General features: G+C 63.0%; 21 protein-coding genes and 1 riboswitch. Of the genes, 7 read left to right on the forward strand and 14 right to left on the reverse strand.

Annotation, left to right across the window (positions count from 1 at the left end):
- Positions 1–17: 17 nt before the first annotated feature.
- From OU419_RS26235 to OU419_RS26255, 5 genes are all read right to left on the reverse strand, one after another.
- Positions 18–794 carry an ABC transporter ATP-binding protein gene (locus OU419_RS26235; RefSeq protein ID WP_254476223.1) on the reverse strand — a complete coding sequence of 259 codons (777 nt, stop codon included), beginning with the start codon at positions 792–794 and terminating at the stop codon, positions 18–20.
- Positions 794–1,600, reverse strand: coding sequence for an ABC transporter permease (locus OU419_RS26240; RefSeq protein WP_254476221.1), 807 nt, complete (start codon positions 1,598–1,600; stop codon positions 794–796). The genes OU419_RS26235 and OU419_RS26240 overlap by 1 nt, the downstream gene beginning before the upstream one ends.
- Positions 1,601–1,667: 67 nt before the next feature.
- On the reverse strand, positions 1,668–2,675 hold the full coding sequence (locus OU419_RS26245; protein WP_254476219.1) for an ABC transporter substrate-binding protein: 1,008 nt from the start codon (positions 2,673–2,675) through the stop codon (positions 1,668–1,670).
- A 188-nt stretch (positions 2,676–2,863) separates the two neighbouring features.
- A complete protein-coding gene (locus OU419_RS26250; RefSeq protein ID WP_015479269.1) occupies positions 2,864–3,271 on the reverse strand; it encodes an acyl-CoA thioesterase in 408 nt (135 codons plus the stop codon).
- A 263-nt stretch (positions 3,272–3,534) separates the two neighbouring features.
- Positions 3,535–4,443, reverse strand: coding sequence for a LysR family transcriptional regulator (locus OU419_RS26255; RefSeq protein WP_254476218.1), 909 nt, complete (start codon positions 4,441–4,443; stop codon positions 3,535–3,537).
- A 228-nt stretch (positions 4,444–4,671) separates the two neighbouring features.
- Between OU419_RS26255 and OU419_RS26260 the strand changes: the two genes are divergently transcribed.
- From OU419_RS26260 to OU419_RS26285, 6 genes are all read left to right on the forward strand, one after another.
- On the forward strand, positions 4,672–5,853 hold the full coding sequence (locus tag OU419_RS26260) for an acyl-CoA dehydrogenase (protein WP_254476217.1): 1,182 nt from the start codon (positions 4,672–4,674) through the stop codon (positions 5,851–5,853).
- A gap of 123 nt (positions 5,854–5,976) precedes the next feature.
- Positions 5,977–7,200, forward strand: coding sequence for a CaiB/BaiF CoA transferase family protein (locus tag OU419_RS26265; RefSeq protein ID WP_254476215.1), 1,224 nt, complete (start codon positions 5,977–5,979; stop codon positions 7,198–7,200).
- A gap of 194 nt (positions 7,201–7,394) precedes the next feature.
- Positions 7,395–7,507: riboswitch (S-adenosyl-L-homocysteine riboswitch) on the forward strand.
- A gap of 22 nt (positions 7,508–7,529) precedes the next feature.
- On the forward strand, positions 7,530–8,939 hold the full coding sequence (gene ahcY, locus OU419_RS26270; protein WP_254476213.1) for an adenosylhomocysteinase: 1,410 nt from the start codon (positions 7,530–7,532) through the stop codon (positions 8,937–8,939).
- 58 nt (positions 8,940–8,997) lie between these two features.
- Positions 8,998–9,528 carry an HD domain-containing protein gene (locus tag OU419_RS26275; RefSeq protein ID WP_254476211.1) on the forward strand — a complete coding sequence of 177 codons (531 nt, stop codon included), beginning with the start codon at positions 8,998–9,000 and terminating at the stop codon, positions 9,526–9,528.
- Positions 9,529–9,582: 54 nt separating this feature from the next.
- Positions 9,583–10,431 carry a methylenetetrahydrofolate reductase [NAD(P)H] gene (gene metF, locus OU419_RS26280; RefSeq protein WP_254476209.1) on the forward strand — a complete coding sequence of 283 codons (849 nt, stop codon included), beginning with the start codon at positions 9,583–9,585 and terminating at the stop codon, positions 10,429–10,431.
- A gap of 154 nt (positions 10,432–10,585) precedes the next feature.
- Positions 10,586–12,580, forward strand: coding sequence for a DEAD/DEAH box helicase (locus OU419_RS26285; RefSeq protein ID WP_254476208.1), 1,995 nt, complete (start codon positions 10,586–10,588; stop codon positions 12,578–12,580).
- A 240-nt stretch (positions 12,581–12,820) separates the two neighbouring features.
- Here the strand turns inward: OU419_RS26285 and OU419_RS26290 are convergent, their stop codons facing one another.
- The 7 genes from OU419_RS26290 to pip form a co-directional block, all read right to left on the reverse strand.
- On the reverse strand, positions 12,821–13,555 hold the full coding sequence (locus OU419_RS26290) for an amino acid ABC transporter ATP-binding protein (protein ID WP_254476206.1): 735 nt from the start codon (positions 13,553–13,555) through the stop codon (positions 12,821–12,823).
- The gene (locus tag OU419_RS26295; protein ID WP_254476204.1) at positions 13,548–14,510 is read right to left on the reverse strand and encodes an amino acid ABC transporter permease; all 963 of its coding nucleotides are present in this window, start codon (positions 14,508–14,510) and stop codon (positions 13,548–13,550) included. Before OU419_RS26295 ends, OU419_RS26290 begins: the two co-directional genes overlap by 8 nt.
- 72 nt (positions 14,511–14,582) lie before the next feature.
- Positions 14,583–15,380, reverse strand: coding sequence for a transporter substrate-binding domain-containing protein (locus tag OU419_RS26300; RefSeq protein WP_254476202.1), 798 nt, complete (start codon positions 15,378–15,380; stop codon positions 14,583–14,585).
- Positions 15,381–15,615: 235 nt separating this feature from the next.
- Positions 15,616–18,195, reverse strand: a complete 2,580-nt coding sequence (gene mdoH, locus OU419_RS26305; RefSeq protein ID WP_254476200.1) for a glucans biosynthesis glucosyltransferase MdoH — start codon at positions 18,193–18,195, stop codon at positions 15,616–15,618.
- On the reverse strand, positions 18,188–19,714 hold the full coding sequence (locus OU419_RS26310) for a glucan biosynthesis protein G (protein ID WP_254476327.1): 1,527 nt from the start codon (positions 19,712–19,714) through the stop codon (positions 18,188–18,190). The genes mdoH and OU419_RS26310 overlap by 8 nt, the downstream gene beginning before the upstream one ends.
- Before the next feature lie 243 nt (positions 19,715–19,957).
- A complete protein-coding gene (gene dtd, locus OU419_RS26315) occupies positions 19,958–20,395 on the reverse strand; it encodes a D-aminoacyl-tRNA deacylase (RefSeq protein WP_254476198.1) in 438 nt (145 codons plus the stop codon).
- The gene (pip, locus tag OU419_RS26320; protein WP_254476196.1) at positions 20,392–21,363 is read right to left on the reverse strand and encodes a prolyl aminopeptidase; all 972 of its coding nucleotides are present in this window, start codon (positions 21,361–21,363) and stop codon (positions 20,392–20,394) included. Before pip ends, dtd begins: the two co-directional genes overlap by 4 nt.
- 178 nt (positions 21,364–21,541) lie before the next feature.
- Here pip and OU419_RS26325 point away from each other — a divergent pair, with 178 nt between their 5' ends.
- The gene (locus OU419_RS26325; RefSeq protein WP_254476194.1) at positions 21,542–21,970 is read left to right on the forward strand and encodes a hypothetical protein; all 429 of its coding nucleotides are present in this window, start codon (positions 21,542–21,544) and stop codon (positions 21,968–21,970) included.
- A gap of 64 nt (positions 21,971–22,034) precedes the next feature.
- On the opposite strand, the gene OU419_RS26330 is transcribed toward OU419_RS26325, so the two are convergent.
- Both OU419_RS26330 and OU419_RS26335 read right to left on the reverse strand, forming a co-directional pair.
- Positions 22,035–22,631 carry a hypothetical protein gene (locus OU419_RS26330; protein WP_254476192.1) on the reverse strand — a complete coding sequence of 199 codons (597 nt, stop codon included), beginning with the start codon at positions 22,629–22,631 and terminating at the stop codon, positions 22,035–22,037.
- Positions 22,632–22,633: 2 nt separating this feature from the next.
- Entirely contained in the window at positions 22,634–24,853 is a 2,220-nt protein-coding gene (locus OU419_RS26335; protein ID WP_254476191.1) for a M23 family metallopeptidase, read from the reverse strand.
- Positions 24,854–25,034 lie beyond the last annotated feature (181 nt).

Below are 25,034 nucleotides of genomic sequence, written 5' to 3' on the forward strand. Positions count from 1 at the left end.
GGCTGATCCCTGGGGAATCAGAGGGCTGCGACACCCTGTTCTTCCTCGCGGATCGAACGCAGCACCTGGCGCTGCAGCTCGATGAACTCGGCGCTGGCGGCCATGTCCTCGTGGCGCGGGCGGCCGAGCTTCACGTCGAAGGTCGCCTTGATCCGTCCCGGCCCCAGGCCCATTACCACGATGCGGTCGGACAGATAGACCGCCTCTTCCACATCATGGGTAACGAACATCACCGTCAGCCGGTGGGTTTCCCAGATGCGCGTGAGCAGCTCCTGCATCTGGTGGCGGGTCATCGCGTCCAGCGCGCCGAAGGGTTCGTCCATCAGCAGGATCTTCGGCCGGTAGGACAGCGCACGGGCAATCGCCACGCGCTGCTTCATGCCACCGGAGAGCTCGTTAGGATAGGCATCGGCGAACTTTTCCAGCTTCACCAGCGCCAGGTGTTCATCGGCGATTTCGCGGCATTGCGCGCGGGACATGCCTGCCGCCTTGAGGGCGAACTCGACGTTCTGCCGCGCTGTCAGCCAGGGCAGCAGGGTATAGGACTGGAACACCACGCCACGGTCCAGGCCCGGCCCGGTGATCTGCACGCCATCCACCTTCACGCTGCCGCCGTCGAACTCCTCCAGGCCGGCGGCGATGGACAGCAGCGTGCTCTTGCCGCAACCGGACGTCCCGACGATGGAGACGAACTCGTTGTCCGCCAGGGTCAGGTCGATATTGCGCAGCACCTCACGGCGCGCTTTGCCGACCGCGAAACTCTTGTTCAGGCCGGAGATTTCCAGGGTCGCCATCAGTTGCGCCTCCGGTTGTAGCGGAACAGGACCTTCTCGCCGGCGCGCATGGCCTGGTCAGTGACCAGCCCGAGGAAGCCGAGCAGGAGGATATAGCCGATGATGGTGTCGGTCTGGAAGAAGCGCTGGGACACTGTGATGCGGTAGCCCAGGCCCGAGGTCGCGGCCACCAGCTCGGCCAGCACCAGCCAGGTCCAGGCCCAGCCAAGGCTTATCCGCAGCGCGTCCCAGATGCCTGGCAGTGCGCTGGGCAGGACGATCTTCAGGAGGATGCGGCGGTCCGGCATGCCCAGGGTCCGACCGAGGCCGACGAAGTCCGCCGGCACGCGCTTGATGGCATCCATCACCATCAGTACCTGCTGGAAGAAAGTACCGATCCAAATGATGAGGAATTTCTGGAAGTCGCTGGTGCCGGCCCAGAGGATGGTCAGCGGCACGAAGGCAACCACCGGCATGTAGCGCACGAAGTCCACCAGCGGTTCGCTGGCGGCTTTCCAGAAACCGTAGCAGCCGGCGAACACACCGATCACGATGGACATCGCCGAGGACACCACGAAGGCCACGGCAATGCGGTACACGCTGACCTTCAGGTCCGCCCACAGGGTGCCGTCGGCGGCCAGCTTGAGCATGCGCGCCCAGACGTCGCCGGGCGCCGGCAGGAAGATCTTCGGCACCGCGCCGCTGGCGCCAGCCAGCCACCAGAGCAGCGCCAGCAGGACGAACACGGCGCCGCCGATGAGCAGGAAGTGGCGCTGCGCAATCGGCTTGCCGATGGTGAACAGCGGGTTGGATTTACGGGCTTTCATGTCTGGCTCGTCGAACGAAGAAAGACACGCGCCGGCTCAGGGCCGGCGCGCGTGGTGTTTCGGAGAATCAGAGAGCCTCGACGAAGCGCGCGTCGATGGCCTGCGCCGGGGTGACTGGCTGCGGGAGAATGCCGGCTTCGCTGGCGGCCTTCTGGATATGCTCGAAGGAACCCTTCTGGAAGGTGCCCTTGAGCTCGGCCTTGTTCTCTTTCAGCGAGTAGAAATGCACGCCGTCGAACGCGCTGCCCAGCTCATCCTCATCGGCGCCCACACCCTTGGCGATCGCGGCGCGGCCTTCGGCGGTCTTCTCGTTGTACCGCGCAAGGCCCGCTTCCCAGCTCTTGATCAGCGCCAGCACCTGGCCAGGACGCTCCTTCAGCACTTCGTCGCGCACCACGAGCACGTCGCTGATGATGCCCGGGTCATCCGAGCCCTTGTACAGCAGGTTGACCTTGGGGTTCTGCTGCTTGGCCGCAGAGAGGTACGGCTCGTAGGTCACGGCGGCAGGTACCTGGCCTGCGATCAGCGCGCTGCCAGCGTTGGCAGCGGGCATCGGCACCGGCTGCACATCGGCGATGGTCAGGCCCGCCTTGCGCAGCGCGCTGTGCAGGAGGATGTCGCTGGTGGTGCCCTCTTCGTAGGCGACCTGCCTGCCCTTGAGATCGGTCAGGGTCTTGATCGATGGGTCGACGATCAGCGCGTCGGCGCTGGTGCTCTGGTCCAGCAGCAGGACGATCTTCACCGGCAAGCCTGCGGCGACCATCGCCATTGCGGTGTGAGTGGCCAGGTTGCCGCCATCGATCTGGCCGCTGGCCAACGCGGCATTCATGTCCTTGTCTTCGGTGAAGTTCACCAGTTCGACCTTCTCCAGGCCGTTGGCCTTGAAGGCGCCGGCCTGCTCGGCGACGTACCACTGGCCGTAGCCCAGCCAGGGCTGCATGCCCATTTTGAAGGTACCAGCCTCTGGCTTGGTGTCGGCCTTGAGCGGCGCAGCCTGGGCGGCGCCTGCCAGCAACAGGCTGGCGCAGGTGGCCACGGCCAGTTGGCGCAGCGCGGATACGAAGGTGGTGTGCATGGTCTCTCCCCGGTCATTGTTTTGCAGGACATTCTTCGGAAATGAAGTGCTGCTGAAGCGGCGGGGAGCTGCATCGGCCCATGCCCGCCGTGGGCGGGCACAGGCTCACATTCAATCGACGCAAATGCAAAGGATTTCGCCGCGGATCGGTTTAGCTCCGGGCCCGCAGGCAATCACCCGGCGGCCGGTCAGGGCTGCGGGATGGCGTCATCCTTGAACTGGTCCTTGATGTACTTGATCTCGGTGCGGCCGTGAGGGGCCGGCTGGCCATCCGGACCGATGTTGACGAAGACCATCTTGTCGACCGTGAGGATGCTCTTGCGGGTGATCTTGTTGCGCACTTCGCAGGTCAGGGTGATCGAGGTGCGCCCGAACTCGGTGGCGGTGATCCCCAGCTCGATGATGTCGCCCTGGCGCGCGGAGCTGACAAAGTTGATCTCGGAGATGAACTTGGTCACCACACGCTGGTTGCCCAACTGGACGATGGCGTAGATCGCCGCTTCTTCGTCGATCCACTTCAGAAGACTGCCGCCGAACAGGGTGCCATTCGGGTTGAGATCTTCGGGCTTGACCCATTTACGGGTATGGAAATTCATGTGTACTCCTTGTTGGGAGGTTGCGCCTCGTGAGCGCGATGACGGGGAAAGCCCCGCCGGCTACGCAAGTCTGGCCCGCTCCGGCGCCAGATACCTTGCCATGACTCAGAGTCAGTTCAACATCTCGCAAGCTAAAGCTGAACAAGGCGCAACGACCAGCGGGAGTAACAACCGAGGGGTGAGCGCCACCGAATCAAACAGGCGAAGTCCAGGCTCTGTGAATGAGCTGTTTACAACGCGGTTTGCCGATGCGCAGCAGATGTTCAGCCAAGACCCGCTTCGGCGCGGTACTGCGCCGCCTCGTCGACCAGCCAGTCGCGGAACGCGCCCAGCGTCACCGATTCCACCTTGCGTTCGGGAATCATCAGGTAATAGGCGTTTTCGCTCAAATAGGCATGCTGCATCGGCACGATCAGCCTGCCATCGGCCAACTCCTGCTGGATCAGCATCGGCGGAATCAGCGCCACGCCCATGCCGTGCATGGCCGCCTGGGCGAGCATCGAAAACAGTTCGTAGCGGGTACCGCCCATATCGTGGGCGACACTCATGCCCAGCGAACCGAACCACTGGCGCCAGGCATAGGGCCGGGTGGTCTGCTGCATCAGCGGCAACCCTGCGATTTCGGCGGCAGACAGCTCGGTGCGCCCGCCCAGCAGTTCGGGGCTGCACACCGGCACCGGGTTCTCGTGCATGAGGAAGTTGGCCACCGTACCGGACCAGACGCCATCGCCGAAGTACAGCGCGGCATCGAACTCCGTGTCGGCGAACAGGAATGGCCGGGTGCGGTTGGTCAGATTCACCGTGACTTCCGGGTGCAGGCGCTTGAAATCCTTCAAGCGCGGCAGCAGCCACTGGGTGGCGAAGGTCGGGACCACCGCCAGCTCCAGCGTACCGCCGCCCTGCTGCCCCATCACCGCCAGGGTGTCGCGCTCCACCGCGTCGAGCCGCGCGGCGACCCGGCGGCTGTAGTTCAAGCCGGCCTCGGTGAGTTTCACCCCGCGACGCGAGCGGCGAAACAGCTCGACACCCAAGAACTCCTCCAGCGCGGCGATCTGCCGGCATATCGCACTCTGGGTCAGCGACAGCTCGTCGGCGGCCTTGGTGAAGCTTTCATGGCGGGCGGCTGACTCGAAGGCGACCAACGCTGCGGTGGTCGGGATTTTACGTCGCATCGAATGCCTCTTCGGAATCTCGTGATACGGCCAAACCGGCAGAAGCGCCTGAAAATGCCATTCAAACGCCTGTTCGCTCATCACCGACACAATTACGGAGTGAAAAAATAGCACAACAGCGTGCAAATTAATCGGTTGCCCGGCTTCCCGACGGCTGACTAGGATGGCCCACACCCAGCCCGCCTAGACTTGAGCGGGTCTTTCACTGTCTGTTCCGAGGTTTTCTTCATGGCCACCAAAGCAAGCTTCAACTGGGAAGATCCGCTGCTGCTGGATCAGCAACTCACCGAAGAAGAGCGCATGGTGCGCGACAGCGCCTACCAGTTCGCCCAGGACAAGCTGGCCACTCGCGTGCTGGAAGCCTTCCGCCACGAGCAGACCGACCCGGCAATCTTCCGCGAGATGGGCGAAACCGGCCTGCTCGGCGCGACCATCCCCGCCGAATACGGCGGCAGCGGCCTGAACTACGTCTGCTACGGCCTGATCGCCCGTGAAGTCGAACGTGTCGACTCCGGCTATCGCTCGATGATGAGCGTGCAGTCCTCCCTGGTGATGGTGCCGATCTACGAGTTCGGCAACGAAGCCACTCGCCAGAAGTACCTGCCCAAGCTGGCCAGCGGCGAATACATCGGCTGCTTCGGCCTGACCGAGCCGAACCACGGTTCCGACCCGGGCTCGCTGATCACCCGCGCCCGCAAGGTCGACGGCGGCTACCGCCTGACCGGCAACAAGATGTGGATCACCAACAGCCCGATCGCCGATGTCTTCGTGGTCTGGGCCAAGGATGACGAAGGCCAGATCCGTGGCTTCGTCCTGGAGAAAGGCTGGGAAGGTCTGTCCGCTCCGGCCATCCACGGCAAGGTCGGCCTGCGCGCCTCCATCACCGGCGAGATCGTGATGGACAACGTGTTCGTCCCCGAAGAGAACGCGTTCCCCGAAGTTCGCGGCCTGCGCGGCCCGTTCACCTGCCTGAACTCCGCTCGCTACGGCATCTCCTGGGGCGCCCTGGGTGCAGCCGAAGCCTGCTGGCACACCGCACGCCAGTACACCCTGGACCGCAAGCAGTTCGGCCGTCCGCTGGCCGCAAACCAGCTGATCCAGAAGAAGCTGGCCGACATGCAGACAGAGATCACCCTCGCCCTGCAAGGCTGCCTGCGCCTGGGCCGCATGAAGGACGAAGGCACCGCCGCCGTCGAAATCACCTCGATCATGAAGCGCAATAGCTGCGGCAAGGCCCTGGACATCGCGCGCATGGCCCGTGACATGCTCGGCGGCAACGGCATCTCCGACGAGTTCGGCGTCGCCCGCCACCTGGTCAACCTGGAAGTGGTCAATACCTACGAAGGTACCCACGACGTCCACGCGCTGATCCTTGGTCGCGCCCAGACCGGCATCCAGGCGTTCTTCTAAGCGCCTCGCGCCGATCCTGAAAGGTCGGCGCACGTTTTACCTCTCGCCCGAGAGGCCCCGGGGAGGGACGTGGAGTCCCCGCACCGCCCCCTCCCCGCCCCAATTCACGTTGCAGGTGATTCCATGTCCGGCGCCCTTTCGCACATCCGTGTCCTCGACCTCTCCCGCGTCCTCGCCGGCCCCTGGGCCGGGCAGATCCTCGCCGACCTCGGCGCCGAGGTGATCAAGATCGAGCGCCCCGGCAGTGGCGACGACACCCGCGCCTGGGGCCCGCCGTTCCTGAAAGACGCAGACGGTCGCGATACCAGCGAAGCGGCGTATTACCTGTCGGCGAACCGCAACAAGAAGTCCCTGACCATCGATTTCACTCAGCCCGAAGGCCAGCGCCTGGTTCGCGAACTGGCGGCCAATGCCGACATCGTGCTGGAGAACTTCAAGGTTGGCGGCCTTGCGGCCTATGGCCTGGACTACGAGTCGCTGAAGGCGATCAACCCGAAGCTGATCTACTGCTCGATCACCGGCTTCGGCCAGTTCGGCCCCTACGCCAAGCGTGCCGGCTACGACTTCATGATCCAGGGGCTGGGCGGCCTGATGAGCCTGACCGGCCGCTCCGACGCGGAGGAAGGCGCCGGCCCGGTGAAAGTCGGCGTAGCGCTGACCGACATCCTCACAGGCCTCTACTCCTCCACCGCGATCCTCGCTGCCCTGGCCCACCGCGATGTCAGCGGTATCGGCCAGCACATCGACATGGCGCTGCTGGACGTACAGGTCGCCTGCCTGGCCAACCAGACCCTGAACTACCTGACCACCGGCAACCCGCCGCGTCGCCTGGGCAACGCGCACCCGAACATCGTGCCCTACCAGGACTTCCCCACCGCGGACGGCGACTTCATCCTCACCGTCGGCAACGACGGGCAGTTCCGCAAGTTCGCCGAACTGGCCGGCCACCCGGAATGGGCCACCGACGAGCGTTTCGCCACCAACCAGGCGCGCGTGGCTCACCGCGAAGTGCTGATCCCGTTGATCCGCCAGGCCACCGTGATGCGCACCACCGCCGAGTGGATCGCCGTGCTGGAGCAGGCCAGCGTGCCCTGCGGCCCGATCAACGACCTGGCCCAGGTATTCGCCGACCCGCAGGTGATCGCCCGCGGCCTGCGCCTGGACCTGCCGCACCCGCTGGCCGGCAGCGTGCCGCAGGTGGCCAGCCCGATCCGCCTTTCCGAAACCCCGGTGCAGTACCGCAACGCGCCGCCGACCCTCGGCCAGCACACCCACGAAATCCTCGAAGGCTTGCTGGGCCTGGATGAAGCGACCATCGGCAAGCTGCGCGCGGACGGCGTCATCTGATTGCGCGCCCCGCTCCCGGCGGGGCGCTAACGAGCATCTCCTGACTGGCTTCCAGCGCCGGGTTTTCACGGCCCCGTCGCTGGAAGCCGGCGGAGATCACATTCCGCTGACCGGCGGCGCACGCCGGACTTGGGCGATGCTCAAGGCGCCGCTATAATCGCCCCCTCAAGCGACTTCCCGGTCGCTCCCGCCTTCCGTTCGAGGGGCGCTGCAGCAGGTCGGCAACCCCGACTTGTCAGGCTCGAACGGAGCGCGCTCACAGTACCGAATCCCGGTGCTGTAAACGCATCAACGGCGCCCATTCGCAGACAACGAATGGAGAGTTACGCATGAGCGCTGTCATGACGCCTGCCGGTTTCACCGATTTTAAAGTCGCCGATATTTCCCTGGCCGCATGGGGCCGCCGCGAGCTGATCATCGCCGAGTCCGAAATGCCGGCACTGATGGGCCTGCGCCGCAAGTACGCCGGCCAACTGCCGCTCAAGGGCGCAAAAATCCTGGGCTGCATCCACATGACCATCCAGACCGGCGTGCTCATCGAAACCCTGACCGCCCTGGGCGCCGAAGTACGCTGGTCCTCCTGCAACATCTTCTCCACCCAGGATCAGGCCGCAGCCGCCATCGCCGCTGCCGGCATCCCGGTATTCGCCTGGAAAGGCGAGACCGAGGAAGAGTACGAGTGGTGCATCGAGCAGACCATCCTCAAGGACGGCCAGCCGTGGGACGCCAACATGGTGCTGGACGACGGCGGCGACCTGACCGAGATCCTGCACAAGAAGTACCCGGCGATGCTGGAGAAGATCCACGGCATTACCGAAGAGACCACCACCGGTGTGCACCGCCTGCTCGACATGCTCAAGGCCGGCACCCTGAAAGTCCCGGCGATCAACGTCAACGACTCGGTCACCAAGAGCAAGAACGACAACAAGTACGGCTGCCGTCACAGCCTCAACGACGCCATCAAGCGCGGCACCGACCACCTGCTGTCGGGCAAGCAGGCCCTGGTGATCGGTTACGGCGACGTGGGCAAGGGCTCCGCCCAGTCCCTGCGTCAGGAAGGCATGATCGTGAAGGTATCGGAAGTCGACCCGATCTGCGCCATGCAGGCCTGCATGGACGGCTTCGAAGTCGTATCTCCCTACAAGAACGGCCTGAACGACGGCACCGAAGCCAGCGTCGACGCCGCCCTGCTGGGCAAGATCGACCTGATCGTCACCACCACCGGCAACGTCAACGTCTGCGACGCCGGCATGCTGAAGGCCCTCAAGAAGCGCGCCGTGGTCTGCAACATCGGCCACTTCGACAACGAGATCGACACCGCCTTCATGCGCAAGACCTGGGCCTGGGAAGAGGTCAAGCCGCAGGTGCACAAGATCCACCGTACCGGCAAGGACGGCTTCGACCCGCACAACGATGACTACCTGATCCTGCTGGCCGAAGGCCGCCTGGTGAACCTGGGCAATGCCACCGGCCACCCGTCGCGCATCATGGACGGTTCCTTCGCCAACCAGGTGCTGGCCCAGATCCACCTGTTCGAGCAGAAGTTCGCCGAGCTGTCCGCCGAAGACAAAGCCCGGCGCCTGACCGTCGAAGTACTGCCGAAGAAGCTCGACGAAGAAGTAGCGCTGGAGATGGTCAAAGGCTTCGGTGGCGTAGTCACCCAACTTACCCCGAAACAGGCCGAGTACATCGGCGTGACCGTGGAAGGCCCGTTCAAGCCGGACACCTACCGCTACTGATGTGCCAAGGGGCAGACGAGCAATCGTCTGCCCCGTTGCCATATGCGGACTGGAAACAATGAACCTGCAGGATAGCTACAACCAGGCCTGGCTCTTCGCCGCCAGCGCTCACGCTGGCCAGACGCTGACCGCCTCGACGCTACCCTACGCGGTCCACCTGGCAATGGTGGCCAACGAAGTCATGGCGGCCGACCGCGAAGCGTCCATCGAACGCCTGGCGGAGACCGTCCAGATCGCCCTGCTGCACGATGTGCTCGAAGACACCTCGGTAAGCTTCGAACAACTGCAAACGCGTTTCGGCGCCTTCGTTGCGGAAGGAGCCCAGCGGCTGAGCAAGGCAGCGGACGGCGGCAAACTGTCGCTGGAGAACTACCTTGGCAGGCTGGCCAGCGCCGCGCCGCAGTATGCGATCGTCAAGCTGTGCGACCGGATCACCAACCTGCAACCGCCACCCTCCACCTGGGCGCGGAGCAAGATCAGCGAGTATCACGCGGAGTCGCAGCGCATCCTGGCCGTACTCGGCCACGCGCACGAGCCCAGCGCCGAGCGACTGCGCGAGAAGATAGACAACTATCGCCGTTACTTCTGAAGTCGACGGCACATACCGGTCGCTGCGCGACGACGCAGCACCGAAGGAACGACCATGAGTCAGAACGAACGCCGTTTCAGCTTCGAGTTCTTCCCCGCCAAGACCGAAGCCGGCCACGAAAAACTGCTGGCGACCGCTCGCCAACTGGCCGCGTACAAACCCGATTTCTTCTCCTGCACCTACGGTGCCGGCGGCTCGACCCGCGACCGCACCCTCACCACCGTGCTGCAGCTCGACGGTGACGTGCAGGTTCCGACAGCGCCGCACCTGTCCTGCGTCGGCGATACCAAGGCCGAACTGCGCGCCCTGCTCGCCCACTACAAGGATGCCGGCATCCGCCGCATCGTCGCCCTGCGTGGCGACCTGCCCTCGGGCATGGGCATGGCCAGCGGCGAGCTGCGCTTCGCCAACGAACTGGTGGAATTCATCCGCTCCGAGACCGGCGACCACTTCCACATCGAAGTTGCCGCCTATCCGGAAGTTCACCCACAAGCACGCAATTTCGAGGATGATCTCGCCAATTTCGTGCGCAAGGTCAAAGCCGGCGCCGATAGCGCGATCACACAATACTTCTTCAACGCCGACAGCTACTTCCATTTTGTCGAGCGTGCGGAGAAACTCGGTGTCAGCATTCCGGTCGTACCGGGTATCATGCCGATCACCAACTACACCAAGCTGGCCCGCTTCTCCGACGCCTGTGGCGCGGAAATCCCTCGATGGATTCGCAAGCAACTGGAAGCCTACGGCGACGACACCGCCAGCATCCAGGCCTTTGGCGAGCAGGTGATCACCGAAATGTGCGAACGCCTTCTCGAAGGCGGCGCACCCGGATTGCACTTCTACACGCTGAACCAGGCTGACCCCAGCCTGGCACTCTGGAACAACCTCAAGCTCCCACGCTGAGGATCATTGCTCCGGGCTAACCGTCCTCGATCCCGGCCAGCGCAACGCCGGCGTATCGTGGACGGAGTGCTTGCAGCCATCGGCTGAGCGCTCGCCCCGAGCGTAGAACCACGCGCCCTCGAGCCGGCAGGTCGCCGGCCTACAGGAACCCCGCATGTCCTTTACTTCCCTCGGTCTCTCCGAGGCCCTGGCTGGCGCTGTCGAAGCCGCCGGCTACGCGCAGCCCACTCCCGTACAGGAACGAGCCATTCCCGCCGTACTGCAAGGCCGCGACCTGATGGTTGCCGCCCAGACCGGCACCGGCAAGACCGGCGGCTTCGCCCTCCCGGTTCTCGAACGCCTGTTCCCCGAAGGCCACCCTGACCGCGAGCATCGCCACGGGCCGCGCCAGGCCCGCGTGCTGGTCCTGACACCGACCCGCGAGCTGGCCGCCCAGGTCCATGACAGCTTCAAGATCTACGCCCGCGACCTACCGCTCAAGAGTGCCTGCATCTTCGGCGGCGTCGGCATGAACCCGCAGGTCCAGGCCGTCTCCAAGGGCGTCGACGTGCTCGTCGCCTGCCCCGGCCGCCTGCTCGATCTGGTCGGCCAGGGCAGCATCGACCTGTCCCATGTGGAGATCCTCGTCCTCGACGAAGCCGACCGCATGCTCGACATGGGCTTCATCCATGACGTGAAGAAAGTCCTCGCCAAGCTGCCGCCCAAGCGCCAGAACCTGCTGTTCTCGGCGACCTTCTCGAAAGACATCGTCGACCTCGCCAACAAGCTCCTGCACAACCCGGAGCGCATCGAGGTCACCCCGCCGAACACCACCGTCGAGCGCATCGAGCAGCGCGTATTCCGTGTCCCCGCGCAGCAGAAGCGCGTTCTGCTGGCGCACCTGGTGACCGTCGGCGCCTGGGAGCAGGTACTGGTGTTCACCCGCACCAAGCACGGCGCCAACCGCCTCGCCGAGTACCTGACCAAGCATGGCCTGCCGGCTGCCGCGATCCACGGCAACAAGAGCCAGAACGCACGCACCAAGGCCCTGGCCGACTTCAAGGCTAACGACGTACGTATCCTGGTCGCCACCGATATCGCCGCCCGCGGCCTGGACATCGACCAACTGCCCCACGTGGTCAACTACGAGTTGCCCAACGTCGAGGAAGACTACGTCCACCGCATCGGCCGCACCGGCCGCGCCGGTCGCACGGGCGAGGCCATCTCGCTGGTGGCGCCGGACGAGGAGAAGCTGCTCAAGGCCATCGAACGCCTGACCAAGCAACGCATCCCTGATGGTGACATGCAGGGCTTCGACCCCGACGCCGTACTGCCGGAAGTCCAGCAGCCAGAGCCGAAGGAAACCTCCCAGCGCCAGCCGCGCAAAGACAAGGCCAAGCGCGGCGAACGCAAGGACCGCAACAGGGACAAACCGCAGAGCGAAGAGCAGGCGAATGCCGCCGCCCCCTCCGAAGGCGAAGCCGAACAGGGTGACAAACCCGCCGGCAAGCGCCGCCGTCGCGGCGGGCGCGGCAAGCGCAAAGGTGACGGCCAGGGCGGCGATGCCCAGCCGAGCAGCAACGCCCAACCACGCGAATCCCGCCAACCTCGCCAGCAGCAGCCAAAACCGACTCGCGCACCGAAGGTCGACGGTAACCGCGACCCGGAAGAATTCCTCGACGACGACTTCGACAACTTCGGCAACCGCGCCGACTATGTCAGCCCGTTCCCGGACAAGGACCAGCAACGCGGCCAGCGCCGCCGTGGCGGTCAGGGCCAGGGGCAAGGCCAGAACCAGGGCCAGCAACGCGCTCGCGGCCAGGGCGGCCAGGGCGGCGGCCAAGGCCAGGGCAATGGGCAGAACCGTGGACAAGGCAAGGCTGCCAGGAAGCCCAACGGCAGCGGCGCTCGCGGCCAGGGCGGCAACAATGGCCAAGGCAAGCAGGGCCAGCGCAAGCGCGGTGGCAAGGCATCCACCTCGCGGATGAATGACGCGCCGCTGCGCGAACCGAGCGAGTACGGCGCGGCCAAGCCGACCCGTCAGCCGGTCGTTATCAACAAGCGCGACCTGATCCGCACCGATCGCTTCCCCACTGCCGAGCAGTTGGAAGAGCTCGAACCGCGACGCAAGACAGAGCGCCCCGCGCTGCTGACCCGCAACCGCGACTGACGCTACAGAAGAAACCGCCCTCCGGGGCGGTTTCTTTTTGCCCACAAGTCTCCGCGGGAGCACCTGGCAAGTCCGCAAAACGGCGCGGAGCCAGGCGATCCCCCTCGAGCGGTGCGCGACAGCATTGACGGGGGCAAATCGACCCGCCTCGCTTCCGGTATTCGGTGCCGCCTCCGCCGATCACGGCCCAGGGCATGAAAAAGCCGCCCGAAGGCGGCTTTTTCATAACAGCATCGAACCTCAGAGCACTTGCCGCAGGAAGGTCTGTGCGCGCGTATCCTTGGGCTGGGCGAAGAACTCCGCCGGGGAGGCGTCTTCCAGCAGCTTGCCGTGATCGAAGAACAACACCCGGTCCGCCACTTCACGTGCAAAGCCCATCTCGTGGGTGACGCAAACCATCGTCATGCCTTCCAGTGCGAGGGTCTTCATCACGTCCAGCACCTCGCCAACCATCTCCGGGTCGAGCGCCGAGGTTGGTTCGTCGAACAGCATGACCTTCGGATCCATGCACAGCGCGCGAGCGATGGCGACGCGCTGCTGCTGGCCGCCGGAAAGACGCGACGGGTACTCATCGGCCTTCTGACCGATACCGACCTTTTCCAGCAACGCCCTGGCCTTGGCCTCTCGCTCAGCCTTGCCACGCTTGCGCACGACCTTCTGGGCGAGACAGAGGTTTTCCAGCACGGTCATGTGCGGGAACAGGTTGAAGTGCTGGAACACCATTCCGACTTCGCGGCGGTAGGCGTTGATGTCGGTCCTGGGGTTGGCGAGGTCGACACCATCGATACTCACCGAACCGGAGTCGAACTCTTCCAGGCCGTTCAGGCAGCGCAGGAACGTGGATTTGCCAGAACCGGAAGGCCCGATCACCACCACTACCTCGCCCTTGGCCACGCCGGTTGTGACGTCGTCGACGGCACGAACGACCTGCCCGCGGGTATCGAACACCTTCGTCAGGTTGCGGACTTCAATCACTTTGGCCGAGCCTCCGTTCCAGACGACCTGCAAGGTGCGACAGCGGCAGGTTGATCACCAGGTAGAGCGCCGCGACGCAGAACCAGATTTCGAAGGTGGAGAACGAAGTGGTGATCGCCTCGCGGCCACTCTTGGTCAGTTCAGTGATGGCGATCACCGAGACCAGCGAGGTGTCCTTCACCAGGCTGATGAACTGTCCGGCCAGCGGTGGCAGCACGCGCTTGAAGGCTTGCGGCAGGATAACGTGGCGCATGGACTGCGCCGCGTTAAGACCCAGCGAGCGTGCCGCTTCGTCCTGGCCACGGGCAATGGACTGCACGCCAGCACGGACGATCTCGGCCACGTATGCGCCGGTGAACAGCGCCAGCGCCGCCACCCCGGCGAACTCGCGGGAAAGGTTCAGCACTGTGCCGATGAAGAAATAGAAGATGAATATCTGCACCAGGAGCGGTGTGCCGCGTACCAGCTCGACATAGAGCGTCGACAGGTCATGCAGCGTCGGGTTCTTCGACAGGCGGCAAAGGCCGGTGAACAGCCCGATGATCAGACCGAACGCGCCGGAGACGAAGGAAATCCACAACGTGGTCCACAACCCCCAGGCCAGAGGGCCTGCGGCCCAGTGGCGCTGTACGCCGACCACGTCGCCTTCGCTGACGTCGTCGTTTTCGGAAAACTGCAGGCTGTCGGCGGCGACGCTCAGGACTTGCTGCCTGCCGTCCTCGCCCTGCAGCGTCACGCGGACATTGCGCCCATCCTCTTCGACCTTCTCCACTCGCGAGATGTTGTCCGCCCGCTGCGGCTCTTCCGCCTTGTAGGCGAAGTACTGCGGGACACGATTCCAGCGCCACTCGTAGGAGATCAGAGAGGTGGAATACCAGATGGCCAGGCCGATCAGCAGAATGATCAGCCCGGTCAGCCCATGCCAGGGCCAGGTTGCGCGTTTCGTTCTAGCCACGAATCTTTACCGTGAAAATGCGAACGCGCAGGCCGGGGCCTGCGCGTCGGGTCGACCAACTTGGGACGTGGATTATTCCATGTCCTTCAGCCAGTCGGTGCTCTTGAACCACTTGTCATGCAGACGATCGTAAGTACCGTCTTCGTGAATCTGCTTGAGGAAGTTGTTGATGAAGTTGACCGAGTCGTAGTCGCCCTTCTTCAGGCCGAAAGCCAGCGGCTCGTATGTGAACGGCTGGTCCAGGTAAACCAGCTTGCCAGCGCCGAACTTGCTGACGGCCACGACGTTGTACGGCGAGTCGTAGATGAAGGCGTCGGCCTTGCCGTTGACGACGTCCATTACCGCTTCCGGCTCGTTGTCGAAACCGTGGTACTGGGCCTTGGAGAGCTGCTTCTTGGCGACGAACTCGCCAGTGGTGCCGATCTTGGAGGTGATGCGGTACTTCGCATCGTTCAGGTCCTTGTAGGACTTGATTTCGCCTTCCAGTTCCTTGCGGATCAGCAGCGTCTGACCGACCACGATGAAGGGATCGGAGAAGTTCAGGCGCAGGTTGCGTTCCTGGGTCAGGGTCATGCCTGAGCCGATCATGTCGAACTTGTCGGTGAGCAGAGCAGGGATGATGCCGTCATAAGCGGTGGAAACCAGCTCCAGCTTGACGTTCATGGCCTTGGCCATTGCCTTGAGCAGATCGACTTCGAATCCGACGATCTGACCGCGCTTATTGGTCATCTCGAACGGCATATAGGTCGGGTCCATGCCCACGCGCAGAGTGCCGCGCTTGACCGCTTCATCAATGGCGCCGGCCTGTGCCGAAGCCACGCCGACCAGGGCGCAGACGCCCATCACCAGCGATGCCAGGTACTTTTTCATCCCCAAACTCCCAAGCAAGTGAAAGAACTTCTTGTTGTTCCCATAGATCGAGCCGGGCATTCGCTGCCCGACAGGCGCGGGGGCTGGTCGCGCCAGAAGGGTGCGAAGCGTACCCGATGCGCCGTACATCTCAATCTTTTCTGGATAGCTGGCGCAGGGTACCAGTAGCGCCGCGCGGGGAAAACAGGCGAACCCGCAGGTCGACCTCGCCGCTGACGGGCGAGGTCGACCGGATTCAGGATTGCGCGGCAGGCATCGCCAGTGAGCCGGGCTCCGCCACGGGAGCGAGCGGCAGGGCTGGAGCGTGCGCGTCAGCCTGCAGCGATTGCCGCCACGGGCCGATCCACTGCTCCTTGTCGCCTTGCCAGAGCGCCAGATGCAGGCGTGACAGCGCCACCGGATCACTCAGCAGCGCCAGGCGCACACTGCCATCCAGTTGCGCAGGACCGGCATCCAGCGCCTTCTGCACGCGCTCGGCACGCATTGCCTCGATCGGCTCGGACTTGCCGTGGCGAGCAGTACCCATCGCACAGGCCAGGGCATTGAGCACCGGATCGACGGTTGCGCGGAGGAAGCCGTCCTTCAATGCCTGCCAGCGGTTCTGGTAGGTGTACTCGTCGGTGGCACGCAGCTCGCGCGGGGTGTCGTACTCCTCGGGGATGAGGAACAGCTTCTCGTCGCGCGATGCCAGGCCCAGTTTGACCCGGCTGCTGATCACCGACACCGGGATCGACAGCATCAGGGCCCCGACGATCGGCGAGAGCCACCACAGGAAGCGCGGGTTCAGCCAGGCCACCAGCAGCGCCCAGCACAGGCCCAGCAGTGTCTGCAGGCCGTGGCGACGGATCGCCTCACCCCACGGGGTATCGTCGTCATCGCGCTGCGGTGACTTCCACTGCGCTTCCCAGCCAAGGAAGGCGGCCAGCACGAAGCGGGTGTGGAAGAGCATGCGCACCGGCGCCAGCAGCACCGAGAAGAGCATCTCCAGGAGCATGCTCAGCGTCACCTTGACCACGCCACCGTAGCCCTTGGCACCCTTGGCCCAGATCAGCATGACGCTGAGCAGCTTGGGCAGGAACAGCAGGGTCAGGGTGGTGGAGAACAGCGCGATAGCCTTTTCCGGATGCCATTGCGGCCAGATGGGGAACAACTGGCGCGGTTCGAGGAAGTACTGCGGCTCCATCAACTGGTGTACCGCCAGCAGCGCCGTGGACAGCACCAGGAAGAAGAACCACAACGGCGCCGACAGGTAGGACATCACGCCAGTGAGGAACACCGCGCGGTGCACCGGGTGCATGCCCTTGACCAGGAACAGGCGGAAGTTCATCAGGTTGCCGTGGCACCAGCGACGGTCGCGCTTGAGCTCGTCCAGCAGGTTCGGCGGCAGTTCTTCGTAGCTGCCTTCCAGGTCGTAGGCGATCCACACGCCCCAGCCGGCGCGGCGCATCAGCGCGGCTTCGACGAAGTCATGGGAGAGGATCGCCCCGGCGAAGGAACCCTTGCCCGGCAGCGGCGCCAGGGCGCAGTGCTCGATGAAGGGCTTCATGCGGATGATCGCGTTGTGGCCCCAGTAGTGCGACTCACCCAGTTGCCAGAAGTGCAGGCCGGCGGTGAACAGCGGGCCATACACGCGGGTGGCGAACTGCTGCATGCGCGCATAGAGGGTATCCATGCCCGAGGCCTTCGGCGCGGTCTGGATGATGCCCGCCTCCGGATTGGCTTCCATCAGCCGCACCAGCTTGGTCAGGCAGTCGCCGCTCATCACGCTGTCGGCATCCATGACGACCATGTACTTGTACTGGCCACCCCAGCGGCGGCAGAAGTCGTCGATGTTGCCGCTCTTGCGCTTCACCCGGCGCCGACGACGGCGGTAGAAGATGCGCCCGAAGCCCTTGGCCTCGTTGCACAGCTCGATCCAGGCCTTTTCCTCAGCTACGGCGATGTCCGGCTGGTTGGTGTCGCTCAACACGAAGAAGTCGAAGCGATCCAGCTCGCCGCTGGCAGCCACCGACTCGAAGGTCGCGCGCAGACCGGCGAAGACGCGCGGAACATCTTCGTTGCAGATCGGCATGACGATAGCGGTACGGGCCTCGGCTGCGATCGGCTCGTTGCCGGCGCTGCTACCGGAAATCCGGTAGCGGTCGCGCCCGGTGAGCAGCTCCCAGAAGCCCATCAGGGCAGTCCAGAAGCCAGCGGAAACCCAGCAGAACAGGATGGCGAAGAGCGTCAGGACACCGAACTGGACGACATAGGGCAGCACCTGCTCCAGCGTCTGCAGCCAGGTCTGGCGGTTAATTTCTTCCAGATCCACGAAGGCCCAGCCCTGATACGGCAGGATGCCCTTCATGTAGTAGGTGGCGACGGTAGTTTGCCCCAGCATCAGCAGCACCAGGATGAACCGGCGCCAGGAGCCGACACGCTGCCAGCGCGCCCTGGGCAGGTCGCGCGAGGGCCTGGACGGATTGCTGCGCCCGGTCAGGCGACGCCAGCCGCGGACCAGCGGGTTGGTGCGCCAGGGCTCGGGAATGACCTTGGTACGCTGGATCGGCGGCGCGGCCTTGAGGTAGGTGCGACCGTTATCGTCCATCCCCAGCATTTGCGCGTCGTCCAGCTCCTGGCCGAAGCCATGACGCAAACGCGCGCCGACCGAAGCCAGCGCGGCGTTGTCACCGCCCTCGCGGGCGGTGCCAGCGAGCTGCTCATGCAGCTCGCTGAAGGAATCGACCTGGGCCAGACGCTCGCGCTCCTGCTCGGACAGCGGCAGGTGCGCGAGGTAGTCGGCCAACGGAGCCGTCGTAGAGGTGGAGTTATTCATCGGCAGGCAGCTGGTAGCTCCAGGTTTCGGAAATCGTCTGGCCGCCATTCACCAGCGCAGCACGCATTTCCGTCGGCTTCTTCGGATCCTTGACCTTGATCCGCAGGGTCAGACGCCAGCCCTGGGTAACCGGGTTGTAGCGCAGATTGTTCTCCTTGACCTCGGCATTGTCGTCGGTGCTCACCTGGGTGCTCACCGGCGCATCGCCAGCCAGCGCTTTCAGGGTCGGGCCGACGAAGTCGACAACCAGGGCAACGCTGCCGTCGGGCTGGCGGATCAGGTTCTTCTGCTTCACGTCCCCCACGGAACGCATGGTCTGCATGACCCAGGAGTTCTTCGGATCGTGCAGGGCATCTTCGTCCTTGGTCCAGCGCATGCGATAGGCGAAGTCCAGCGGCTCGCCGTTCTCCGGGCGCTTCTCGGGGTTCCAGAAGGCAACGATGTTGTCGTTGGTCTCGTCCGGCGTCGGGATCTCCACCAGTTCGATGGTGCCCTTACCCCAGTCACCTTGCGGCTCGACCCAGGCGGACGGACGCAGATCGTAGCGATCGTCCAGGTCTTCGTAGCGGGAGAACTCGCGGCCGCGCTGCAGCAGGCCGAAACCTTTCGGATTCTCGACGCTGTAGGCGCTGACGGAGAGGTGTTTCGGATTGTTCAGCGGGCGCCAGATCCACTCGTCGTTGCCGGCATGGATCTGCAGGCCGGTGGAGTCATGAAGCTCGGGACGGAAGTTGTGCTCCGCCGACGGCTGGTTGGAGCCGAACAGGAACATGCTGGTCAGCGGGGCCAGGCCCAGCTTGGAAACCTTGTCGCGCAGATAGACACGGGCCTTCACGTCGACCACGGTGTCGTTGCCCGGCCGCACGATGAAGCGATAGGCACCGGTCGCGCGCGGCGAGTCCAGCAGGGCGAAGATCACCAGGTGCTTGTCCGAGGGCTTGGGATGCTCGATCCAGAACTCGCGGAAGCGCGGGAATTCCTCGCCGGACGGCAGCGCAGTGTCCAGCGCCAGGCCGCGGGCGGACAGGCCCCACCAGTGGCCCTTGCCAACGATGCGGAAGTAGCTCGCGCCGAGGAAGGTGGCGATCTCGTCCTGTTTGTCCGGGGAGTTGATCGGATAGAGGATGCGGAAACCGGCGTAGCCGAGGTCCTTGGTAGCGTTTTCGTCGAACTTCAGTGAACCGAAGTCGAAACGGGAGGGATCGTACTTGATCTCCTTGACGCTGGTGGAAGTGACCTCATTGATCTTCACCGGCGTGTCGAAGTGCATGCCTTGGTGATAGAAGCTGATCTTGAAGGGTGTCTTCTCATCGGCCCAGTAGGCCTTCTCGTTACGGAAGCGAATCTGCTGGTAGTCGGCGAATTTCATTTCGCTGAACTCCGATGGCAGATTGCTGGTAGGTGCGCTGTACTTCTCACCTGCCAGGGCCTTGGCCTTTTCGGCCACGTCATCGAGATTGAAAGCCCACGCCTGGCTGGTGCTCAACGCCAGGAGGGCGGAGCCGACCAGCGCGCGCAGGAGCTTGCTGGAAAAAGGTTGCTGAACGGAACGGAAAATCACGAGTCCCCCTCGTCCGTGAACATGAAGCTGATAAAGCCGGCAAAAGCGATGCCAAAATGCCGACGATTGAGTTCCGACCCCGGTGAGCCTGAATGATTCCCCGATTTTTTCAGCGGGTAATTCAGTCTCCCGGAGACCCATTGTTCTATGTGCATATGCCCTAACCATCATCCCACGGCGTTATGACAAGCTGCCGCGCGTTCAAGCCTCCAGAAGAAAGGTCACTGGCCCGTCATTGACCAGATGAACCTGCATGTTGGCGCCGAAACGGCCAGTGGCGACCAGGGAATGACGGGCTCGCGCCTGCTCAACGAGAAAATCGAACAGCGCGGCGCCCCTTTCCGGAGGCGCCGCGCTGGAAAAACTCGGCCGAAGCCCCTTCCGGGTATCCGCGGCCAGCGTGAACTGCGAAACCAGCAGCAGACCGCCGCCGACATCGCTCAACGAAAGATTCATTTTACCTTCATCGTCGCCGAACACTCGATAGTTAAGCAGCTTGTGCAACAAACGGTTCGCCGACTCTTCGCTGTCCTCCGGCTCGACGCCCACCAGGACCAGCAGGCCGTGATCGATAGCGCCGACTACCTCGCCGCCAACCTCGACGCGAGCGCCGCTCACGCGCTGAATCAGCCCTTTCATTCAGCCTCCGGCGGGAGGTTCAGCAGACGACGGCCAATCTCGTTGGTCGCGCGCACCAGCGCGTCGGTGATACCCGCCTCGCTCGCCGCATGGCCAGCGTCGCGCACAACTTGCAGTTCGCTGTTGGGCCAGGCCTTGTGCAGCGCCCAGGCATTGTCCAGCGGGCAGACCACATCATAGCGGCCATGCACGATCACTCCCGGCAGATGGGCGATCTTGTGCATGTCGCGCAGCAGTTGGTTCGGCTCCAGGAAACCGCCGTTGACGAAATAATGGTTCTCGATGCGGGCGATGGACAGCGAACGGTGCGGATCGGAGAAGCGATCCACCACCGCCGGATTTGGCCGCAGCGTGGCGGTGCGGCCTTCCCAGGTAGACCATGCGCGCGCCGCGTGCATCTGGGCGATCTGGTCCGGGCCGGTCAGGCGGCGATGGAAAGCCTGCAGCAGGTCGCCCTGCTCGTCGGCCGGAATCGGCGCCAGGTAGTCTTCCCAGTAATCCGGGAACAGGCGGCTGGCCCCTTCCTGGTAGAACCACTGGATGTCCTGCGGACGACACAGAAAGACGCCGCGCACGATCAGCGCCAGCACGCGCTCGGGGTGTGCCTGGGCATAGGCCAGCGACAGCGTGGACCCCCAGGAGCCGCCGAACAGCACCCACTTGTCGATGCCCAGGTGCTCGCGGATACGCTCGATGTCCCGCACCAGATGCCAGGTGGTGTTGTTCTCCAGGCTGGCGTAGGGCGTGGAGCGGCCGCAGCCGCGCTGGTCGAAGGTGACGATACGGTACAGGTTGGGGTCGAAGAAACGCCGCGACAGCGCATCGCAGCCGGAACCCGGCCCGCCATGCACGAACAGCACTGGCAGCCCGTCGGGCGTGCCGCTCTCGTCCACATAGAGGACGTGGGGCTCCTCGACGGCCAGTTCATGGCGAGCGTAAGGCTTGATTTCCGGATACAAAGCTTGCATGGCGTGCTCCTGGATCAGTGCTACGGCCGCTCCCCGACCTGTAACCATCCTAGGACCTGTTGGTGACTTGCGGGCAGTCCTGTTGCCGCACCGCGGCTCTGATCAAGGATCAACAGGTCTCACGGTGTCGGGCATGATACTCGGGCCGGAGAAAAACCCATAAAGGAGTTGGTGCCCGATGAGCAGGAAGTTGTTTCTATCTCTATTGCTGTTCGGTTTTCTGCTGTCAGGCTGTTCCAGGGACGATCCGCAGGCACAACTGGAGGCCGCGGCAACGCGCCTGCAAGGCAACCTGGAGGCGAGGAACACTGATGCTGTCATGCAACAGTTACACGGCGATTTCCGCGCCCAGGGCGAATACGATCGCGACTGGGCCAGGCGTACCATGACCATGCTGTTCCTGCGCCACCAGCAGGTGAAGGTGATCGCCCTGAGCGCCGACAACCGCATCGATCCGACTTACTCCAACCGCGGTCACACCGAGGCGCAGGTCGCCCTCACCGGCGCCGAGAACCTGATCCCCGACAGCGCCGCGCACTACGCGGTGAAACTGGAATGGTGGCGCGACGGCTCCGAGTGGAAACTGGCGCGGCTGGACTGGCAATGACGTGCCCGCTGCGACACCGTATTCGCGCCTGTCGTCCGCCTACCTGGCAGTCATCGGGCCGACGCTAGGGCGAAACTGGATCGAGGAACTTAATACTTTTCAAAAGCTCAAGGACTTTTGGCAAGCTGGATTGTTTGGGGTATGCCACATAGCCAACGGCCGAACTAGTTCCGCAAATAATTTGTTTCTGGTCAGTCAGGCAGAATGACAATCCTTGTGTCCGCTCGTTTTCATCTCCAGTGGTTTGATTATCCGTTGCTGCCGCACCATCAGTACCTTTTCCAGCCAAAGGGTAGAGTTTTACCTGAGCCAGATTTTTAGGATCATATTCATTTGGAATAAGCTTCCACTCACCGTTGTGCTTGTCGAACCCGAGTTCGGTGAACGCACTTCGCCCTTTCTTGGTATTGCAGGTGAAACGAATAGAAACTTCACCGATCGAATGCATCCCTACTCCCCCTACAGATGAAATATAACTCGCCGAATGAACCGAACTCTCATTGTCGACATCACCGCGTCCGTTATATGGATCAGAGAAAGCGAAATGACAATCATCAACAACATACTCTTTCATTGCCATAGCCGTAGTTGCAGCCACTGACTGTCCAATAATGCTGGCAGAGGCTAAAACGCCCAAAAGTCCGTGTGTGATCTTATGCATAATCAATTTTTCCTTGGCGTATAACCATCAGGGCTTTCAATTCTATGGCCATGAGCATCGGGAAACTCTAGCCCTTCGCACAATACCATTAGCGCACTAATGTATGCCTGATAGCGGGCCTGTATTCCATTGACACCCGATATGGCGGATGTGGTAGTCGTCGGACTCCCAAAGTTAACTGTAGCCGCTACCTGCCCAAATGGGACGCTGCTGTAATAGATGAACACATGAGTACCATTAACAGACTCTCTAACCATATCCGGTGACAAATCAGCAAACTTAGCCGCTCTGGACCAAGACCAATAAGCCACTGCACTATAAGCAGCATCGACAGCTTTGGTTTCCACATGATCACGCCACTGGATCATTTCTGGTGTCAACCCCGAGAAATTGCTATCCCGCAGCGCGTTGTTGCTATGTTGCTGATGTGCCGTCACCGCAGCATTTCGGAGTTGCTGCCGAAGAGTTTCACTGACAACACGCCCACGGAAGCGCCAGTACTTTATGTAGTTCTCGGCATGGGTAAGTTGCAGGAACCCACGGCCATCCCAAGGGAAATACCAGGCTCCTGAATTACCTTCGTGAAGCTTGTCGAACCATTGCGTCTCTTGCATCGCATTACCGAAGAAAGCCGCTAAACGCAGAGGACTGGCGGACAAACCATGGGTGCGCAGCGACTTATTGAGCTCGACCTTATAGTCTTGGATATTACTCTTGGCACGAGATGTGAGCGTGACCGGCTCCGACACCCAATGCCCATGATCCTTACGCAATGCAGTCATCGGCAGCAGTTGGGTCAGTTCCGCCTGACTCAACCAGCCACACCTGCGAAACGCCTCGATGAACTGCCGGGGCGGAAGATGCCAATGGGTGCTGCCAATGCCGTCCAGGGCAGCCTCTTCCCAAAACGCCAACGCCTTCTGGTGAGCCTTCATCTCCTGGTAGCTCTGAAGTGCGGACTCATCGTTGTGGAAGATCCTGAGCCACCAGCCATAACGGGCATCGAAGCCCTCGTGGCGCCACTCGGTGGGGAACCTGAAGGCGAACCGCCTGAGCTTCTGGTGATGCTCCTCCAGCTTCGCAATGTTGCGAGCCTGCTCTATCTCGTAGCGCTTGCCTAACCAATCCTTGTCCTCGGCAGACAGGGGGTCATAGGCCGGGGAGCTGGCGATAGAGATCGCATCGGTGGTGTCGGGGAAAATGGGGTCTTCATCCAGCCTCAACACGGCACGCACGGTCGGTGACTGGCAGTGCGAGTCGTCGTCGGTGTCATCGTCGATCAGTTGCCAGCCCAGCCAATGCGGGAAGTCGGCATCACTGAAACAGGTCACCGTGAAAGCATTCAGATTGACCCATGCGGGGCCACCGGGCAGCGGGATTTTCCGCCAATGAGCCGCCTGCGAGGGGCTCAAAGCATCCGGTCCGAGCACCCGCCCCCAGCGGAGCAGCTCGTAGCCCGCACTGGAGCAAGCCGGGTAGCGCTCACAGGCAATCTGATAGAGGTCGTATTCGAAGTCCTGGGGCTCCGCCAGCGTGCCAATCACTTCACCAGCCTCGGTAAAGGTGGTCAGCGTGCACTGCCCTTTCTCGTAGTGCAGTCGAATGAACAGGCTCTGCTCCGACCGGGTGACGATGGTGCCGGTGGAGTTGTCGGGATTGCTCCAGACATGGGGCCGCTCTTCGTAACACAGCACCTCGGGTGGCAGATGGAAATGCACGTCGCCCCAACAACTGTCTGTACGCCCATCGCTGCGCAGGTAATCCAGAACCGTGGTACTGCGCCCAAGCAAGGGAGCCGCCTCTTCGGTGATGATCTCGAAATGAATCTTCTTCGAACCGGGTTCCCTGATGGAACCCGCCTGCCCCAGCACATCCCGCCGATAGACCTTACTGCCGACGCTCATGGCGCTCAGTTCAATGGTCGAGAGATGCTGGTAGAGCGAGTAGAACACTACCTGCGCCTGCCCCCCTTCGCCGATCTCCGTTTCGTGGCGCAGGAGGATGCACCCATCGTCGGTCCAGGCGCCGCCGTAATTCAGCGGATGGGTTGCGTCGTTGGTGCGCGGGGTAGGTTGTCGTATGTAGACCAGGGTTCCGTCGGCAATTGCGCGAACCGGCAGGGACTTTCCACCTTCTTCGGGGGCAGTCAGGTGGACGCCACCGTGCCAATTCAGATCATGGCTGACCGGGAAGGCCCCCTTGCCGGGGACGCCTTCAAGCATCGCACGATCAAGGTACGCGCCATCCGCCTCGCCGGGAGTCGAGGTTGGAAGAAAGGGAGGACTGATAACCATCTGAAGTCGTCACCCTTGATTGCAGTGGTGGGTTGGCTGGTGGGGGCGAACCTATCACTCACCTGCGAGCTGGCTGACGGATGAACTTATTAATCAGATTTTTCTACAC

Origin of the sequence: Pseudomonas triclosanedens, assembly GCF_026686735.1 — a bacterium.
Taxonomy (GTDB): Bacteria; Pseudomonadota; Gammaproteobacteria; order Pseudomonadales; family Pseudomonadaceae; genus Pseudomonas; species Pseudomonas triclosanedens.

What these genes read in the sequence shown, in the direction of transcription:
- OU419_RS26275 (WP_254476211.1), top strand. Translation starts at nt 8,998, where the DNA reads ATGAACCTGCAGGATAGCTACAACCAGGCCTGGCTCTTCGCCGCCAGC.
- OU419_RS26330 (WP_254476192.1), bottom strand. Translation starts at nt 22,631, where the DNA reads ATGCATAAGATCACACACGGACTTTTGGGCGTTTTAGCCTCTGCCAGC.
- OU419_RS26335 (WP_254476191.1), bottom strand. Translation starts at nt 24,853, where the DNA reads ATGCTTGAAGGCGTCCCCGGCAAGGGGGCCTTCCCGGTCAGCCATGAT.
- mdoH (WP_254476200.1), bottom strand. Translation starts at nt 18,195, where the DNA reads ATGAATAACTCCACCTCTACGACGGCTCCGTTGGCCGACTACCTCGCG.
- dtd (WP_254476198.1), bottom strand. Translation starts at nt 20,395, where the DNA reads ATGAAAGGGCTGATTCAGCGCGTGAGCGGCGCTCGCGTCGAGGTTGGC.
- OU419_RS26250 (WP_015479269.1), bottom strand. Translation starts at nt 3,271, where the DNA reads ATGAATTTCCATACCCGTAAATGGGTCAAGCCCGAAGATCTCAACCCG.
- OU419_RS26260 (WP_254476217.1), top strand. Translation starts at nt 4,672, where the DNA reads ATGGCCACCAAAGCAAGCTTCAACTGGGAAGATCCGCTGCTGCTGGAT.
- OU419_RS26245 (WP_254476219.1), bottom strand. Translation starts at nt 2,675, where the DNA reads ATGCACACCACCTTCGTATCCGCGCTGCGCCAACTGGCCGTGGCCACC.
- OU419_RS26235 (WP_254476223.1), bottom strand. Translation starts at nt 794, where the DNA reads ATGGCGACCCTGGAAATCTCCGGCCTGAACAAGAGTTTCGCGGTCGGC.
- OU419_RS26325 (WP_254476194.1), top strand. Translation starts at nt 21,542, where the DNA reads ATGAGCAGGAAGTTGTTTCTATCTCTATTGCTGTTCGGTTTTCTGCTG.
- OU419_RS26265 (WP_254476215.1), top strand. Translation starts at nt 5,977, where the DNA reads ATGTCCGGCGCCCTTTCGCACATCCGTGTCCTCGACCTCTCCCGCGTC.
- ahcY (WP_254476213.1), top strand. Translation starts at nt 7,530, where the DNA reads ATGAGCGCTGTCATGACGCCTGCCGGTTTCACCGATTTTAAAGTCGCC.
- OU419_RS26240 (WP_254476221.1), bottom strand. Translation starts at nt 1,600, where the DNA reads ATGAAAGCCCGTAAATCCAACCCGCTGTTCACCATCGGCAAGCCGATT.
- OU419_RS26300 (WP_254476202.1), bottom strand. Translation starts at nt 15,380, where the DNA reads ATGAAAAAGTACCTGGCATCGCTGGTGATGGGCGTCTGCGCCCTGGTC.
- OU419_RS26255 (WP_254476218.1), bottom strand. Translation starts at nt 4,443, where the DNA reads ATGCGACGTAAAATCCCGACCACCGCAGCGTTGGTCGCCTTCGAGTCA.
- pip (WP_254476196.1), bottom strand. Translation starts at nt 21,363, where the DNA reads ATGCAAGCTTTGTATCCGGAAATCAAGCCTTACGCTCGCCATGAACTG.
- metF (WP_254476209.1), top strand. Translation starts at nt 9,583, where the DNA reads ATGAGTCAGAACGAACGCCGTTTCAGCTTCGAGTTCTTCCCCGCCAAG.
- OU419_RS26285 (WP_254476208.1), top strand. Translation starts at nt 10,586, where the DNA reads ATGTCCTTTACTTCCCTCGGTCTCTCCGAGGCCCTGGCTGGCGCTGTC.